The organism is Ferrimonas sp. YIN67 (genome assembly GCF_057219095.1).
The window spans coordinates 127972-142624 of record NZ_JBXVVJ010000006.1; the positions used below are offsets into that span (position 1 = coordinate 127972).

At 60.3% G+C, this 14653-nt stretch carries 14 protein-coding genes; 4 read left to right on the forward strand and 10 right to left on the reverse strand.

The window, feature by feature from the left end:
• Nucleotides 1-2: 2 nt before the first annotated feature.
• Together AC2D8U_RS13810 and rraA are read right to left on the reverse strand one after the other, a co-directional pair.
• Nucleotides 3-1049, reverse strand: a complete 1047-nt coding sequence (locus AC2D8U_RS13810; RefSeq protein WP_484619649.1) for a formimidoylglutamase — start codon at nt 1047-1049, stop codon at nt 3-5.
• Nucleotides 1049-1534 (reverse strand): ribonuclease E activity regulator RraA, encoded by a 486-nt coding sequence (gene rraA / locus AC2D8U_RS13815; protein ID WP_484619650.1) that lies wholly within the window; start codon nt 1532-1534, stop codon nt 1049-1051. The genes AC2D8U_RS13810 and rraA overlap by 1 nt, the downstream gene beginning before the upstream one ends.
• A gap of 245 nt (nt 1535-1779) precedes the next feature.
• Here rraA and AC2D8U_RS13820 point away from each other — a divergent pair, with 245 nt between their 5' ends.
• From AC2D8U_RS13820 to AC2D8U_RS13830, 3 genes are all read left to right on the forward strand, one after another.
• Entirely contained in the window at nt 1780-2298 is a 519-nt protein-coding gene (locus AC2D8U_RS13820; protein WP_484619651.1) for a phosphatase PAP2 family protein, read from the forward strand.
• 37 nt (nt 2299-2335) lie between these two features.
• Nucleotides 2336-3397, forward strand: a complete 1062-nt coding sequence (locus tag AC2D8U_RS13825; RefSeq protein ID WP_484619652.1) for an MJ1255/VC2487 family glycosyltransferase — start codon at nt 2336-2338, stop codon at nt 3395-3397.
• 87 nt (nt 3398-3484) lie between these two features.
• Nucleotides 3485-4915, forward strand: a complete 1431-nt coding sequence (locus AC2D8U_RS13830; RefSeq protein WP_484619653.1) for a DUF2867 domain-containing protein — start codon at nt 3485-3487, stop codon at nt 4913-4915.
• 47 nt (nt 4916-4962) lie between these two features.
• On the opposite strand, the gene AC2D8U_RS13835 is transcribed toward AC2D8U_RS13830, so the two are convergent.
• The 5 genes from AC2D8U_RS13835 to AC2D8U_RS13855 all read right to left on the reverse strand — a co-directional run bounded on the left by AC2D8U_RS13835 (nt 4963) and on the right by AC2D8U_RS13855 (nt 10161).
• Complete coding sequence (locus tag AC2D8U_RS13835) at nt 4963-5355, reverse strand: gamma-butyrobetaine hydroxylase family protein (RefSeq protein WP_484619654.1); 393 nt, start codon at nt 5353-5355, stop codon at nt 4963-4965.
• 143 nt (nt 5356-5498) lie between these two features.
• Nucleotides 5499-6827 carry an ATP-dependent protease ATPase subunit HslU gene (gene hslU, locus AC2D8U_RS13840; RefSeq protein WP_484619655.1) on the reverse strand — a complete coding sequence of 443 codons (1329 nt, stop codon included), beginning with the start codon at nt 6825-6827 and terminating at the stop codon, nt 5499-5501.
• Nucleotides 6827-7363 (reverse strand): ATP-dependent protease subunit HslV, encoded by a 537-nt coding sequence (gene hslV / locus AC2D8U_RS13845; protein ID WP_484619656.1) that lies wholly within the window; start codon nt 7361-7363, stop codon nt 6827-6829. The genes hslU and hslV overlap by 1 nt, the downstream gene beginning before the upstream one ends.
• Before the next feature lie 138 nt (nt 7364-7501).
• Nucleotides 7502-8029 (reverse strand): cytochrome b, encoded by a 528-nt coding sequence (locus AC2D8U_RS13850; protein WP_484619657.1) that lies wholly within the window; start codon nt 8027-8029, stop codon nt 7502-7504.
• Between the two features lie 98 nt (nt 8030-8127).
• The gene (locus AC2D8U_RS13855; protein WP_484619658.1) at nt 8128-10161 is read right to left on the reverse strand and encodes a methyl-accepting chemotaxis protein; all 2034 of its coding nucleotides are present in this window, start codon (nt 10159-10161) and stop codon (nt 8128-8130) included.
• 176 nt (nt 10162-10337) lie between these two features.
• On the opposite strand from AC2D8U_RS13855, the gene phbB reads away from it, so the two are divergent.
• Nucleotides 10338-11075 carry an acetoacetyl-CoA reductase gene (gene phbB / locus AC2D8U_RS13860; protein ID WP_484619659.1) on the forward strand — a complete coding sequence of 246 codons (738 nt, stop codon included), beginning with the start codon at nt 10338-10340 and terminating at the stop codon, nt 11073-11075.
• Nucleotides 11076-11289: 214 nt separating this feature from the next.
• On the opposite strand, the gene AC2D8U_RS13865 is transcribed toward phbB, so the two are convergent.
• The 3 genes from AC2D8U_RS13865 to argS form a co-directional block, all read right to left on the reverse strand.
• Nucleotides 11290-11898, reverse strand: coding sequence for a tRNA-uridine aminocarboxypropyltransferase (locus tag AC2D8U_RS13865; protein ID WP_484619661.1), 609 nt, complete (start codon nt 11896-11898; stop codon nt 11290-11292).
• A 409-nt stretch (nt 11899-12307) separates the two neighbouring features.
• Nucleotides 12308-12886 (reverse strand): SPOR domain-containing protein, encoded by a 579-nt coding sequence (locus AC2D8U_RS13870; protein ID WP_484619662.1) that lies wholly within the window; start codon nt 12884-12886, stop codon nt 12308-12310.
• A 2-nt stretch (nt 12887-12888) separates the two neighbouring features.
• Nucleotides 12889-14637, reverse strand: coding sequence for an arginine--tRNA ligase (gene argS, locus AC2D8U_RS13875; RefSeq protein WP_484619663.1), 1749 nt, complete (start codon nt 14635-14637; stop codon nt 12889-12891).
• Nucleotides 14638-14653: the final 16 nt, after the last annotated feature.

The window sequence follows — 14653 nt, forward strand, 5'->3', positions numbered from 1 at the left end:
GTTTACCGGCAGGGGCGGGTGCGGCCAGCGTGGTAACTCATGACCAGCTCGCACAGCAGTTGGCCGATCTCTCTGCGTCCCGGCTCCTCTCCCGAAGCGTGACAGCCAGGCGCCCCTTCAGCCAGATGCAGGTAGCGCACCCTGGGATCTCGAGCCAGGCGGTAGATCAGGTGGCAGGCGTCGTTGACCGGTACGCCTGCGGCACTCTGGGCCGAGCTTGGGGCCCCTTGGATGGCATCCAGATCCAGCTCCAGTCCCAGGGGCTGCCTGGGGGGCACCTGATCCAGCAGTCGGCTCAGGGCCGCGCTCAAGGTCAGTTCCCGCTTTTGCCACAGGCTCTGGTAGCTGATCCAGCGACCGCCTCTCTGGTAGAGCGTTTGCAAGTTTTCCGCACTGTTTTTGTGTTCATGCAAGCCCAGGATCTGGTAATGGCTCAGGACACCCAGATCCCAGGCATAGCGGAAGCCATTACCACTGTGTCGACCTTCCGGTCGGCGGAAGTCGGCATGGGGATCCAGGTTGATGACGGCCATCGGCTGTGCCAAGGCTGCGGCTGCCCCGATCAGGATCGGCAGGGCATTGTTGTGGCCGCCACCAATCACCACGGGCTCCAACCCGGCTCGAACGATCGCCTCGATCAGGGGGGCAAGTCGTTGATCCAGCTGAGTCACCAGTTGACGTAGCTGACGTAGATCATCCTCCCGATCCGGGTCCAACCCCTCTCCTTGACGGCGCAGATCGGCCACCGTCAATTCCCCCCAGAGGAGAAACTCTCTGCCATCACAGTGTGAGTTGGCTTGCAGGTTCACGAAGGCATCGAGGAAGGCGGGCCAGGCTTGCTCGGCGCCGCCACGGCCGAGATTGGCGCGGGGGCCAAGATCTTCGGGGACGCCCAGCAGGACAAAGCGTGCCCCCTGGGCCCGGGCATGACGCAATTGCCCCTCAATGGGGCCGGGGACAGGCAGTTGTAGCCGCTGACCCAGGCGGACCTCGCCCGGACGCAGAACCAGGTGAGCGCCCAGGCCGGTGGCATCCAACGGCCGCAGCATCACTCTAGATCCAGGGGCTCATCGGACAGGATCACGCCAGTATTGTCGGCATAGAGGTGATCACCCGGCATAAAGGTCACGCCACCAAAGTTGACCGGGATATCGACCTGACCTTCGTTTAAGGCCGTGGCACCGACTGGAATGGAGGCCATGGCCAGGATCCCGATATCCAGCTCCTCCAGGGCGTCGACGTCACGGACACTGCCGTAGATCACCAACCCCTCCCACTGGTTTTTAACTGCCAGCTCAGCGAGGTCGGCATCGATCAGGGCCCGTCGGAGGGACCCACCGCCATCCACCAGCAGGATCTTGCCGGCCCCCTCCTGCTCCAGGACGTCGGCGATGACGCTGTTATCCTCGAAGCATTTGACTGTGTGGAGCTGTCCCCCGAAGGAGGGGCAGCCACCAAAGTTGCTGAAAAGCGGCTCGACGACATCGATCTGATCACCGTACAGATCGCACAGTTCTGAGGTGTTGTAGTGCATGGAAGGCTCCTTGCTAGGTTTCTCATCGCTGGGGTGCGCCGAGAGGCGCAGGACGACGCGGACAGGAATAAACTAGCTAAAACCCATTGAATTGCAATCTCCTAGGGCGAACAAACCGGCTTTGATCGAAAAAGCGGTGTGCTCTCATTAGGATGTTTCACTCTGTCATGGTGGCGACTCGGCACTGTCACCCCCCTGTCATCGGTGCCACCTAACTTTAGCCCCGAACGACAAAAGGGGGATCTATGTGGCAAAGGATCGAGCGATTGGATAGGGCGGCCATGGTGGCACTGCAGCGTCTGCCCGGTGCGCCATTTTGGCGGCCCGCCGCACGAGGATTTTCCCTGAGCGGTGATGGTGCCGGTTACCTGCTGATGGCACTGCTGCTTTGGGAGGTAGGAGGCGACCGGGGGGCGACCTTCCTGCTGGCAGGGGGAGCGGCGTTTGCACTGGAGCTGCCGCTCTACTGGCTGTTGAAAAACAGTCTGAGGCGGGGCCGACCCTGCCATGTGATGGGGGGTGTGATCGCCTTCGTTGATCCCCACGACAAGTTCAGCTTGCCTTCGGGACACAGCGCCGCCGCCTTTCTGTTTGCCACATTACTGGCCTGGTATTGGCCACCCCTGGCGCCCTTGGCCTATGGTTGGGCGGCACTGGTGGGGTTATCCCGAGTGTTGCTGGGGGTGCACTATCCCTTGGATATCCTGGTCGGTGCCGGGTTGGGATTGTGGGCTGCCCAGCTTGGTCTGGCTTGGGCGCAGTAGATCAAAGATTGTTAATACTGGATAAGGATAGATTGGTATGCGGATCCTCTATGGTGTGCAGGGCACCGGCAATGGCCACCTGACCCGGGCTCGGGTGCTCGCACCGGCTTTGGCCCGGGCGGGGGTGGAGGTGGACTACCTGTTTTCCGGTCGGCCTCGGGAGCGGTTCTTCGACATGGAAGATTTTGGTGACTTCCAGTGTCTGTCAGGACTGACTTTTGCGACTCGGGCGGGTCGGATCGATCTGGGCCGAACCCTATTGAAAAACCGCTTGTGGCAGTGGTACCGAGATCTGCGTGCACTGGATCTGAGCCGTTACGATCTTGTGCTCAATGACTTCGAGCCGGTCTCGGCCTGGGCGGCAAAACTGCAGGGGAAGCCCTGTATCGGGATCAGCCACCAAAATGCCTTTAACCACCCGGTACCTGTGACCGGTGACAGTTGGCTCAACCGTACCATCATGAAGCACTTTGCACCGACCACGGTTGCCCTGGGCTGTCACTGGCACCACTTTGGCTGTGATCTGTTGCCGCCCTTTATCGAGGCGATCGAGCCCTCGCAGGATCTCAGTGACCGGGTGCTGATCTACCTGCCCTTTGAGGAGAGCGACGCGATCCTGGCCCTGCTGACGCAGCTGCCGGAGCAGCATTTCGCCGTGTTTCACGGCAGCAAACCAACTCAGGCCCTGCCGGGCAATGTGCAGTGGCACGGTTTCTGCCGGGAGGGTTTTCAGCATGAGTTGGCACGTTGCCAGGGGGTGATCTGCTCGGCGGGGTTTGAGTTGGTCTCCGAAGCCCTGGTGCTGGGTAAGAAACTCCTGCTCAAGCCCCTTGAGGGTCAGTTTGAACAGCTCTCCAATGCCATGGCGTTGGAACTGTTGGGAGCGGCGGAGATCGTCAAAACCTTGCAACCGCAGCGGATCCGTCAGTGGTTGAAGACCCCGGGGATCGAGCCTGTCGGCTACCCCCAGATGGGAGATGCTTTGGTGGCGTGGTTGCTGAAAGAGGAGTGGGACGACGTCAGCAGTCTGTGTCAGTCAGCCTGGCAGCAGGCCCGCCTGCCGGAAGCCTGGGGGCATAAATGGGCTACGGCCTACTGATCAGCCTCATGGTTGCTGTGCCCAGCGTATGATCCTCCAGGGGCTCTCGAGCGTATCAGTTCGAGTGATATTGGAGAGGAACCTGTGATGGCAAAGGTGTTGGTGTTAGGCGCCAGCGGCTTCGTGGGCAGCCACCTGATCCCCGAACTGATCAAGCGTGGCATATCCGTGCGTGCCGCTGGACGTAACCCTGCGCAGCTTCTGGAGCACAACTGGGCTTGTGAGACGGTGCAGGCAGACGTGCTCGCACCCCAGAGCCTTGGACCCGCCCTGGACGGGATCTCCTGTGTTTATTACCTGATCCACGGCATGACCGAGGGGGCGGGGTTCGAGCAACGGGAAGCGCAGGGGGCCAGAAACCTGGCAAGTGCGGCATCGGATGCCGGTGTGGAGCAGATCATCTACCTGGGCGCGCTGCATCCTGAGGGGGCGCACTCGACGCATCTGCGCAGTCGCAGTGCGACCGGTGACGCGTTGCGATCTGGCTCGGTACCTGTGACCGAGATCGGGGCGCCGGTGATCATCGGCCCAGGCTCAGCAGCGTTCGAGGTGATGAGGGATCTGGTCTACCACCTGCCGGTGATGATCACGCCGCGCTGGGTACGTTCGCGCATGGCACCTATCGCCCTGCCGGATCTGCTGCATTACCTGGTGGGGGTGATGAAATGCCCGGAGGCTCGGTCTCATCGTTACACCGTCTGTGGTCCGCAAGTGCTGAGCTATGAGGCACAGATCCGTCGCTTTGCCGCAAAGCTGGGGCGCAAAGTGCGGATCTTGCCGGTGCCCCTGCTCAGCCCGGGCCTTTCGGCGCGCTGGCTGCGCTGGATCACTTCGGTGCCCATCGGGATCGCCCAAGCCCTGGTGGGGGGCTTAAAGCAGGATCTGCTGGCGGAGGATACCCTTAAGCCCCTGCTGCCTCGACAGCAGCTGGACTTTGAACAGGCCCTGGAGTGGGCCCTGGCCAGGGAGAGAGCGCAGGTTATCGCGGCCACTCCGAGTCTGGCGTCTGTACTGCAACAGCATTGGCAGCCCCATCATGCCTTCTATCCCAAGAGTGACGGTGCCAGTGCGGTGATCGATGCAAGCAGAGAGCAGGTGTGGGCGGTGGTCGCCTCCATAGGTGGCCCCAGGCGCTACTTCGCCTTCGACGGGTTATGGCGGATACGTGAAGCGATGGATGCCCTGCTGGGCGGTGAGGGGATGAACTATTTCCGGCCGGATCCAAACGAGCTCAAAGAGGGGGACCGTATCGATTCCTGGACCGTGGCTCAGCTCAAACCAGGGCGGCGTCTCACCCTGCTATTTGGGATGAAGGCGCCAGGCATGGGCGGCCTCACCTTTGAGCTGCTCCCCGTGGCGTCGGGGACCCGGCTGACTCTGCAGTGTTGGTGGTATCCGGCTGGTGCCTTGGGCCTGCTCTACTGGTGGGCCATGTTGCCGGCCCATACTTTGCTGTTTCGTCGTATGGTGGCCAACATCGAGCGGGAGGTGCGCTCCGCTGTGCCGGTTGGCGTTTAGTTTATTCCTAAAAAAACGCCATCCCCTTTCGGCAATGGCGTTGTCGCTCACTCTTTACTGGCGTCAAAGAACTGAACCTTCATGGGGATGAGCGGCTCTCTGGAGGCCTTGGCGGCCTTGAGCCGGTTGAGGTAATCCTCCCACAGCGCCGCCTGGTTTTTGCCCAGCTCGTAGAGGTACTGCCAGGAGTAGAGCCCGCTGTCATGGCCATCGTCAAACACCAGTTTGACCGCATAGCTGCCGACGGGCTCGATCTTGACGATGTTGACCTCGCGCTTGTTGGTCACCAGTACCGGACTGCCGTGGCCATGCACCTCGGCGGACGGCGAACACACCCGCAAGAGCTCGCAGGCGAGCGTCGCTGTTTCACCATTGTCGAAGCGTACCTCCAGTACCCTGGAGGTCTGCTTGAGCTTGAGGCCGGTGACTTTTGGTTCCATGCTGCCTCCCATCCTAAAGGTGCAGGCCTCGTAGGTTAGATCAGCTGGCGAAGCCAGCGTGATCTGACACTCTTTGAAGCAATGTCAGCTTACGCGGCAACGCCGCTAAGCTAACCTACGAAGCGAAAAGCCGTTCGTTGAGGTTAAAGAATAAAGCGGGCCAGATCTTCGTCCTCCACCAGCGCATCGAGGTGGTCGTTGACATAGTCGGCATCGATCACCACGGACTGGCCGCTCTTGTCGGACGCTTCGAAGGAGATCTCCTCCATCAGGCGCTCCATCACGGTATGCAGTCGGCGGGCACCGATGTTTTCGGTGCGCTCGTTGACCTGCCAGGCGGCTTCGGCGATGCGGGCGATCCCCGCTTCGGTGAAGCTGATGGTCATCCCTTCGGTGGCCATCAGGGCAATGTACTGCTCGGTCAGGCTGGCATTGGGCTCTGTCAGGATGCGAACGAAATCTTCGGCGGTCAGTGCCTCCAGTTCGACCCGGATCGGCAGGCGGCCCTGCAACTCGGGGATCAGATCCGACGGCTTGGCCAGCTGGAAGGCGCCGGAGGCGATAAACAGGATGTGATCGGTTTTTACCATGCCGTGCTTGGTGTTGACGGTGCACCCCTCCACCAGAGGCAGCAGGTCGCGCTGTACCCCTTCACGGGAAACGTCGGGACCGGACGCTTCTCCTCGCTTACAGATCTTGTCGATCTCATCGAGGAAGACGATGCCGTTCTGCTCGACCGAGTCGATCGCCTTCTCTTTCAGCTCTTCCGGATTCACCAGCTTGGCGGCTTCCTCTTCGATCAGGGCCTTGAAGGCGTCCTTGACCTTCATCTTGCGACGATCTTTCTGCTGGCCGCCCAGGTTCTGGAACAGGCCCTGGAGCTGGTTGGTCATCTCCTCCATGCCTGGAGGCGCCATGATCTCCACGCCCATCTGGGACTGGGAAACCTCGATCTCGATCTCCTTGTCGTCCAGCTGGCCTTCCCGCAGCTTCTTGCGGAACACCTGGCGGGTGGAGGAGTTATCGGCTTTCTGTTCGTTGCCCCATTGATCTTTGGCAGGTGGCAGCAGGGCATCCAGGATCCGCTCCTCGGCGGCTTCCTCGGCGCGGAACTTGTTACGCTCCATCTCCTGCTCACGGGTCATCTTGATGGCGGAGTCGGTGAGATCGCGGATGATCTGCTCGACTTCCTTACCCACATAGCCCACCTCAGTAAACTTGGTGGCTTCCACCTTGATAAAGGGAGCGTTGGCCAGCTTGGCCAGGCGACGGGCGATCTCGGTTTTACCCACCCCGGTGGGGCCGATCATCAGGATATTCTTCGGGGTGACCTCCTGACGCAGCTCGGGGTTGAGTTGCATCCGGCGCCAGCGGTTGCGCAGGGCGATGGCCACGGCTTTCTTGGCACCGGACTGGCCGATGATGTGGCTGTTCAGTTCGGAGACGATCTCGCGGGGGGTCATGGCGGACATTATTGCGCCTCCTTGGTGGCCAGCTCTTCGATGGTTTGGGTGCTGTTGGTAAAGACGCAGATCTCACCGGCAATGGTTAGTGACTGCTCACAAATGGTACGAGCATCCAGCTCGGTATTGCGGGCCAGGGCGAGGCCTGCGGCCTGGGCAAAGTTGCCGCCGGAGCCGATGGCAATGATCTCATGCTCTGGCTCAACCACATCACCATTGCCGGAGATCAACAGGCTGGTTTCGCTGTCGGCGACGATCAGCATGGCTTCCAGTTTCTGCAGGGAGCGCTCGGTCCGCCAAGCCTTGGCCAGCTCCACTGCGGCACGGGTCAGATGACCCTGGTGGGCATTCAGCTTGGATTCCAGCAACTCGAACAGGGTGAAGGCGTCCGCCGTGGCACCGGCGAACCCGGCCAGGACTTTGCCGCCGTGCAAGTGGCGGACTTTGCGGGCATTGCCCTTCATTACGGTGTTGCCCAGGGATACCTGGCCATCGCCGGCAATAACGACCTTGTCGCCGCGGCGTACAGACACAATCGTGGTCATGAGAAACCCTTATCTACGAGGCGGGCCGATGGGCCGCCGTATTCGGTGGGCGCATCCGCAGGTGGGCATGCGCTTTAGCAATTAGTGTAGATGTGGGGATGAAGCGGGGGGGGTTCAACCCCCCGCCGGAGGAAAAGCTTACAACATCCGCGACAGCACATCGGCTTCGGGGCGACTGTCGAGCACTCGGTGCTTGATGGCCCCGGCCAGATGGAGGATGGCCAGGCCCAGCAGGGTAAAGGCCAGCACGCCGTGCAGGCTGTGAGCCAATCCTTGCAACGCCTCATTTTGAGGCACGATATTGGGCAGGACGTATCCGAATACCGCCAGATCTCGGCCAATGCTCGACATGATGTAGCCACTTAATGGTACGGCCAGCATCAGCAGGTAGAGTGCGCTGTGGGTGGCGTGGGAGAGGCCGATCTCCCAAGAGCGATGGATCCCTTTGGAGCTGGGGATCGGACTTTGGCGACGGGCCAGGATCCGAATGATCAGCAGTGCCAGGATCAGCACGCCGAAGGACTTGTGCCAACCGTACAGGGCCCACTTAAAGTCGGATTTTTCCAGCCCTTCCATATACCAGCCCAGCCCGATCAGACTGAGCAGGCCAAGGGCCATCAGCCAGTGCAGGAGCCGCAGCGGAATCGAGTACTTCTTACTTTCCATAGTAACCTCATTAACTCAGGGGACAAACGGTCTTCTTTTTACCACGTGATGTGATAAAGGTCTAAGAGATCAGCGTGTTGAGATGGTGGTCACGGCCTTCACTGGACAACAAACTGTGCCAGCTTGTCCTGCTGATCCAGGGCGATCCCCGCCACTTGATCTGCCTGTACCGAGAGATCGTCGATCTGACTTTGGCGATCTTCGGCCTGGCTCGCCAACAGGCGGATCCCTTGGTTGATCTGGTGGCATTGCCGGGTTTGTTCCGCCGTCGCATTGCTGATGGTGTCGGCGCGGTTTTGCACCATGACGATGGCGTTGTAGATCTGCTCATTGGCACCGTCCAGCTGCTGACGCAACGCCTCGGTACGGCCCATCTCCTGGCGACTGGCGGTGATGGATTGGCGTGCATTACCGGCGGCCTCGTGCAGGGTCAGGATCATGGTCTCGATGGAGTGGGTCTGCTCCCGGGTTTGCGCCGCGAGTTTTCGCACTTCGTCGGCGACTACGGCGAAGCCCCGGCCCGATTCACCGGCCCGGGCGGCTTCAATGGCGGCATTGAGTGCCAATAGGTTGGTGCGATCGGCGATGTTGTTGATCACCCCGGCTACCGCACCGATCTGATCGACCTGGGTATCCAGTTCCGCCATGCGGTTGTCGTTATCACCCAAATGTTTGGCCAGGGCATCGAGGTGTGCGCCGGTGAGTGTCAGTGCCTTTTGTCCCTGCTGGGCCAGCTCGGCGCTGCGATGACTGTCCAGCAGCGTTTGGCTGCAGGCTTCGGCGATCCCCTGCATCCCCCCATCCAGCTCGGCCACGGCGGCGGCGATCTGGGTCGTCTGAGTGGCCTGCTCTGCCAGGGCCTGTTGCTGCTGGTGGCTGATCCGTGAGCTGGCACCGGCGGCCTGGCTGAGCTCTTCGCCTCCCTGCCTCAAGGCCAGCATCACCTCCCGGTTGCGGCCATTGGCCTGGTTCAGCCAGCTTGCCAATTGGCGGAATTCGGCGGGGCTATCAACCCGGCACTCGTGGGTGAAGTCACCGGCGGCCGTTGCCCTGATGGCGTATTTAAGCTGGGTCAGGGCCGAGCGCAGCAGGATCACCAGGCGATAGGTGATCACGGCCAGGATCGTGCCGCCCAGCAGGGTCAGGGCCATCAGCCACTGACGGCTCTGGCTCACTGTCGTTTGAGTATGCCTCTGCGCCCGATCGACCAGAGTCGTGCTCTGGGTTCTCAGGGTCGCCAGTTGTTGACCCAACTGCGCCAGTTGAGGCAATAACTGCTCCAGCCCAAGCTGGCCTTCATGGCCTAAGCGCACCCGTGCCACCTCCTTGGCAAACAGGCCCTCCCGGGTGGCAGCCAATTCCAGCACCTCAAGGGCCGACAATGCCGAGGGGAACTCGCCGAGCTCAGGGTTGAGCTGGACCAGGGAATCGTACTGAAAGCGCATGCGGCCGACATAGGCTCGTACCTCCCGGTACTGGGCCTGGGCCTGCTCTGGGGTCGTGGCCGTGGTCAGTTGCACTATGGCTCCCACCAGACCGCCTGCACCTGAGATAAAGCTGTCATAGGCATCGTTGGCCCCGGGGATCTGATCAAACAGCAGGGGATAGAGGCGGGCCATCTCATTGCGGACCGAGTTGACGGAGAACAGCAGGTAGCCCCGCCCCTCGTTCAGGGCCTGCTCTATGGTCAGTCGCTGCGTTACCTGATTCAGCAGTTGGCTCATCAACGCCTGTGTCTGACGGGTTTGTTGCTCCAGAGTCTCGACGCTTTTTTGTAGCCAGGGATAGGGATATCGCAAACTGGCCTGTTGCAGCTGTTGAGCTGCCAGCTGCAGCTGCTGGAGGTTTTGCTCATAGGCGGCGTGACGCTCGTTAAACTGCTGTCGGTTGTTGCTGTTGATGGCGTTACGCAGGCTTTGGTCCAGTTGCAGCACGGAGCGCTCTACTTCACCGGCGCGATTGGCAATGGGCAGGGCTTCATCACCCAGTGTGTCGACGTTGCCAGATAGCGTGTTGAGTGCCCAGAGTGCACACCCCACCAAGCCGATGGCGATGACAAATTGCAGAGCCATCGACAGGACGATCCTCTGTACCAGGGTGAGCGCGGCGAGCTTGTGGGCAATGGCTGACATGATCCTTCACATATAGAGTACATAGACCCTGGGCTTTGTACTTCAGCTATATGACACCGTTATGACCCTCTCGTGTGCTGGTTATTTTCTGGTCTGATTTCAAGGTGGATTCACGCCACTGTCATGGTTGAGGCTCTATAGTGGTTAGGCGTCTTAACATAAAAGGGATTGTTCGCATGGAAAGCAAAGTAGCGCTGATCACAGGAGGGTTAGGTGGCATTGGCCTGACCCTGACCAAGTCCTTGGCCGAAGCTGGATATCAGGTCGTGGCAGGATGCCGGCCCAACTCCAGTAACGCTGAGAAGCATGCCGGAGAGCTGGCACAAAGCCATCCCGGCGTGAAGGTATTGCCCTTTAACGTGTCCGATTTCGACGAGTGTCAGCGGGTGATCCTCGACATCGAGGAGACCATAGGGCCGGTGGCCGTACTGGTGAATAATGCCGGGATCACCTGGGATGGCCAGTTAAAGAAGATGAAGGCGGAGCAGTGGCGCCAGGTGATGGATACCAACTTGGACAGTGTGTTTAATCTCTCCCGTGCCGTGATCCCCCAGATGATCGAGCGAGGCTATGGCCGCATTGTCAGCATCTCCTCCATCAATGGTGAGAAGGGCCAGTTTGGTCAGACCAACTACGCCGCTGCCAAGGCCGGAATGTACGGTTTTACCAAGTCTCTGGCCCAGGAAGTGGCCTCCAAGGGGATCACGGTGAATACCATCTCCCCGGGCTACATCGAGACCGACATGATCCGTGCCATCAAAGAGGAGATCCGTGAGGGGATCCGAGGGCAGATCCCGGTCAAGCGCTTCGGACAGCCGGAAGAGATCGCTCGGGCCGTGTTGTTCCTGGCTGACGAACAGGCGGGCTTTATTACCGGTACCAACCTCTCCATCAACGGTGGCCAGTATATGTAACCGGCCAGGGCCGGAGCCTTTAGCCTCAAGCGATGAGCTGTAAGCTAAAAGCCAAGCGCTAAAAGCCAATAAAAACGCGTCCCTTGGGACGCGTTTTCTGTTTTCTTCAGGCTTATTGCTAACCGCTAATCGCTAATCGCTAACCGCTAACCGCTAACGGCTAATCGCTAACGGCTAATCGCTAACGGCTAGTCCGTTCGGCTAGTCCGTTCGGCTAGTCCGTTCGGTAACGCGCCCGGACCTCGGCGGGCATATGGGACAGTTGGCTCTGCTTCAGCGCCTCGAACGCTCGATAAAGGGGGGCGGGATCGCTGCCATCGAGCTGGGCCAGGGCGTAGGCTGTGGCCTCCAGGGTGGAGAGGCTGTCTTCACGATGGGCCTTACGGATCTGGTAATTGCCTTTAGGTGCGTCACGGAAGCTCAATCTGGGCAGGGACTGCAGCCAGGGATTGAGCTGGAGGATCTTATGGGTCTTGCGCCAGGTGCCGTCGAGTAACAGCAGTTGGGCATTGTCCGGCAGTTGCACCTCCTCCACTGCCTGGGCCTCGTCACCTGGGTAAAGCAGGTAGGCGGGAGCATCAGCCAAGGCATCGCGCAAGGGGGCAAAGTCGGCCTCGGTTTCGCCGGGCCAGAGCCGGGCATGGGCCAGAACCTGGCAGGTCAGGGCGGCGGTGCCCTTGGCAGCCTTGAGCTCGCTGGGGTGGATCAGGATCTGTACCTGAGTTCGGTGGGCCATTGGGCTTATGGCATGACAGAGGCAGGCCGTTAGGGGGCGCTGGCAGCGGGGGCAGAGGACGCGTTTTGAGGACGACGATTCAGGCATGGCGGTCCCTTGTGTAGGTCGATGACAGGAATAAGCCTAGGCCTTAGGAAAGCACCTGGGTTCCAGAAAAGAGCCTGGATTTTAGGCAAGAGCCCGGGTGCTAGGGAAGAGCCTGGGTTTTAGGGAAGAGCCTGGGTGCTAGGCAAGAGCCCGGGTTTTAGGCAAGAGCCTGGGTGCTAGGAAAGAGCCTGGGTTTTAGGCAAGAGCCTAGGTTCTAGGGAAGAGCCTGGGTTCTAGGGAAGAGCCTAGGTTCTAGGAGAGCCCCTGTAAGCCCTTACTTAGCACCTAGCACCTAGCACCTGCTCTTCCTAGTACCTAGCACCTGCTCTTCCTAGTACCTAGTACCTAGTACCTAGACCCTAGCACCTGCTCTTCCTAGTACCTAGCACCTAGAACCTAGAACCTAGCCTTAATCCCAGCCCCAGATCTGGCAGCCGTTGATCCCGGCTCGCTCCAGCGTGTGGCGATGGGCTTCGGCCTGGCGTTTGCGCTCGTAGGGGCCCAGGCGAACCCGGTACCAGACGCCGTTGCTGCCTTCGGTCCGGCGCACCTGAGACTCAATGCCTTGGAAGGCAATGGTCGCACGCATGGTCTGGGCCTGATCATCGGTGCGGAACGAGCCGCACTGCATCTGATAGGGACCGGCGTTTTGTGTCTGCTCCGGCAATTCGACTTCCACCTCCTTGTTGGGAAGGGACTCGATGAATTCCCAGCGCTCCGTCGGGGCCTGAGGCAGCGGTGCCTCGGGCTTGGCGTCAGGCTTGGCCACAGGCTGAGGTGTGGTCACCTGAGCCGGGTCGCTGCCATGGCTGGCGCCTTTGATGGAGCTCAGCACATAGCCAAACAGGCACAGCATGGCGATGGCAAACAGGGCCAATGGCCAGGGAAAGGGCTTCTTGGCCGGGGCCTTACCCCGGCGATTCCGATTCTGGCTGGCCCGGCTGCGGCCGGTGCGGGAACCTCCTTTGCCCGCGTAGTCCCGGGTCATGCTTACATGCGCTCCAGGGTGTCAATCCCCAGCAGGCCGAGGCCCACGTGCAGGGTATTGGCGGTGGCGGCACACAGGCGCAGACGGCTGGCCTTGTCGGCTTCCGATACGCCCTCTTTATTGATTGGGCAGGCTTCGTAGAAGCTCATAAAGGCGCCAGCCAGCTCATACAGGTAGGTGCACATCAGGTGCGGCATCCCCTTGTTGGCAACGCCATTTACCGCATCATTGAATTGGACCAGCTTGTTGGCCAGTGCTTCTTCCTTGGCGTGATCCAGGGTGATCTGGCCATCGAGCTGTTCGGCGGTGACACCCGCCTTGCGGAAGATGGACTGGATCCGGCTGAAGGCGTACAGCATGTAAGGCGCGGTGTTGCCTTCGAAGGTCAACATGTTGTCCCAGTCGAACACATAGTCGGTGGTACGGTTTTTGTTCAGATCCGAGTATTTCACGGCGGCCATGGCCACGGTGTGGGCGATCTTCTCCAGCTCGGCACCTTGCAGATCCGGGTTCTTATCGCCGATCAGCTTCACGGCACGGGTGTGCGCCTCTTCCAGCAGTTCGGCCAGCTTCACGGTGCCACCGCTACGGGTCTTGAACGGCTTGCCATCTTTACCCAGCATCATGCCGAAGGCACAGTGCTCTGTGGTGGTCCCTTCCGGCAGGTAGCCGGCCTTGCGGGCGATCAGCCAGGCCTGCTGCAGGTGCTGGGCCTGACGGGAATCGATGAAGTAGAGGATGCGATCGGCGGCATAGTTATCGACCCGGTACTTGGCGGCGGCGATGTCTGTGGTGGTGTAGAGGAAACCGCCATCACGTTTGCGGATGATCACGCCCATGGCGTTGCCGTCTTTGCCCTTGAACTCGTCCAGGAACACCACGGTGGCACCTTCGTCTTCCACCGCCAGACCTTGCTGGGTCAGATCCTCTACGACCTCCGGCAGCATGTCGTTGTAGAGGCTTTCGCCGGCGATGTCCTCGTTGCTCAGGGACACACCAAGACGATCGTAGATCGCCTGGTTCTGCGCCATGGTGATGTCTACCAGCTTGCGCCACATGCGGTTGCAGTATTCGTCGCCGCCTTGCAGCTTCACGACGTAGCCTCGAGCGCGCTCGGCAAAGGCCTCATCTTCGTCGTAGTGTTTCTTGGCTTCGCGGTAGAAGGCTTCCAGATCGGACAGGTCCATATCCGCCGCGTTTTCGTTCTCCATCTTCTCCAGGTAGGCGATCAGCATGCCAAACTGGGTGCCCCAGTCACCGATGTGGTTGGCACGGATCACCTTGTGACCCATGAACTCCAGGGTACGGGTCACCGCATCGCCGATCACGGTTGAGCGGATGTGGTGAACCGCCATCTCCTTGGCCACGTTGGGGGCCGAGTAGTCGGTGATGATGGTCTGGGGCTGGGTTACCGGGGCGACATTGGCGCGGGGATCGTTTGCCATCGCTTCGATCTGCTTGGCCAGGAAGCGGGGGTCCAGGAAGAAGTTGAGGAAGCCCGGGCCGGCGATCTCAGTCTTGGCCACCAGCTCGGAAGCGGGCAGATTGTCGATGATCAGCTGTGCCAGTTCACGGGGATTCTTCTTGGCCGGTTTGGCCAGCATCATGGCCAGGTTGGTGGCCAGATCGCCATGGCTCTTATCTTTGGTGCGATCAACCTGAACGCGCGGCGCGGCATCGGCGGGGATGATGGCCTGATCTTTCAGGCGGCTGACGGTTTGTTCAAGTAACTGCTGGATTTGCTCTTTCATCACGACACCAAAAAAA

What these genes read in the sequence shown, in the direction of transcription:
- hslU (WP_484619655.1), bottom strand. Translation starts at nt 6,827, where the DNA reads ATGTCCGCCATGACCCCCCGCGAGATCGTCTCCGAACTGAACAGCCAC.
- AC2D8U_RS13820 (WP_484619651.1), top strand. Translation starts at nt 1,780, where the DNA reads ATGTGGCAAAGGATCGAGCGATTGGATAGGGCGGCCATGGTGGCACTG.
- AC2D8U_RS13835 (WP_484619654.1), bottom strand. Translation starts at nt 5,355, where the DNA reads ATGGAACCAAAAGTCACCGGCCTCAAGCTCAAGCAGACCTCCAGGGTA.
- rraA (WP_484619650.1), bottom strand. Translation starts at nt 1,534, where the DNA reads ATGCACTACAACACCTCAGAACTGTGCGATCTGTACGGTGATCAGATC.
- AC2D8U_RS13870 (WP_484619662.1), bottom strand. Translation starts at nt 12,886, where the DNA reads ATGACCCGGGACTACGCGGGCAAAGGAGGTTCCCGCACCGGCCGCAGC.
- hslV (WP_484619656.1), bottom strand. Translation starts at nt 7,363, where the DNA reads ATGACCACGATTGTGTCTGTACGCCGCGGCGACAAGGTCGTTATTGCC.
- AC2D8U_RS13850 (WP_484619657.1), bottom strand. Translation starts at nt 8,029, where the DNA reads ATGGAAAGTAAGAAGTACTCGATTCCGCTGCGGCTCCTGCACTGGCTG.
- AC2D8U_RS13855 (WP_484619658.1), bottom strand. Translation starts at nt 10,161, where the DNA reads ATGTCAGCCATTGCCCACAAGCTCGCCGCGCTCACCCTGGTACAGAGG.
- AC2D8U_RS13810 (WP_484619649.1), bottom strand. Translation starts at nt 1,049, where the DNA reads ATGCTGCGGCCGTTGGATGCCACCGGCCTGGGCGCTCACCTGGTTCTG.
- AC2D8U_RS13825 (WP_484619652.1), top strand. Translation starts at nt 2,336, where the DNA reads ATGCGGATCCTCTATGGTGTGCAGGGCACCGGCAATGGCCACCTGACC.
- argS (WP_484619663.1), bottom strand. Translation starts at nt 14,637, where the DNA reads ATGAAAGAGCAAATCCAGCAGTTACTTGAACAAACCGTCAGCCGCCTG.
- phbB (WP_484619659.1), top strand. Translation starts at nt 10,338, where the DNA reads ATGGAAAGCAAAGTAGCGCTGATCACAGGAGGGTTAGGTGGCATTGGC.
- AC2D8U_RS13865 (WP_484619661.1), bottom strand. Translation starts at nt 11,898, where the DNA reads ATGCCTGAATCGTCGTCCTCAAAACGCGTCCTCTGCCCCCGCTGCCAG.
- AC2D8U_RS13830 (WP_484619653.1), top strand. Translation starts at nt 3,485, where the DNA reads ATGGCAAAGGTGTTGGTGTTAGGCGCCAGCGGCTTCGTGGGCAGCCAC.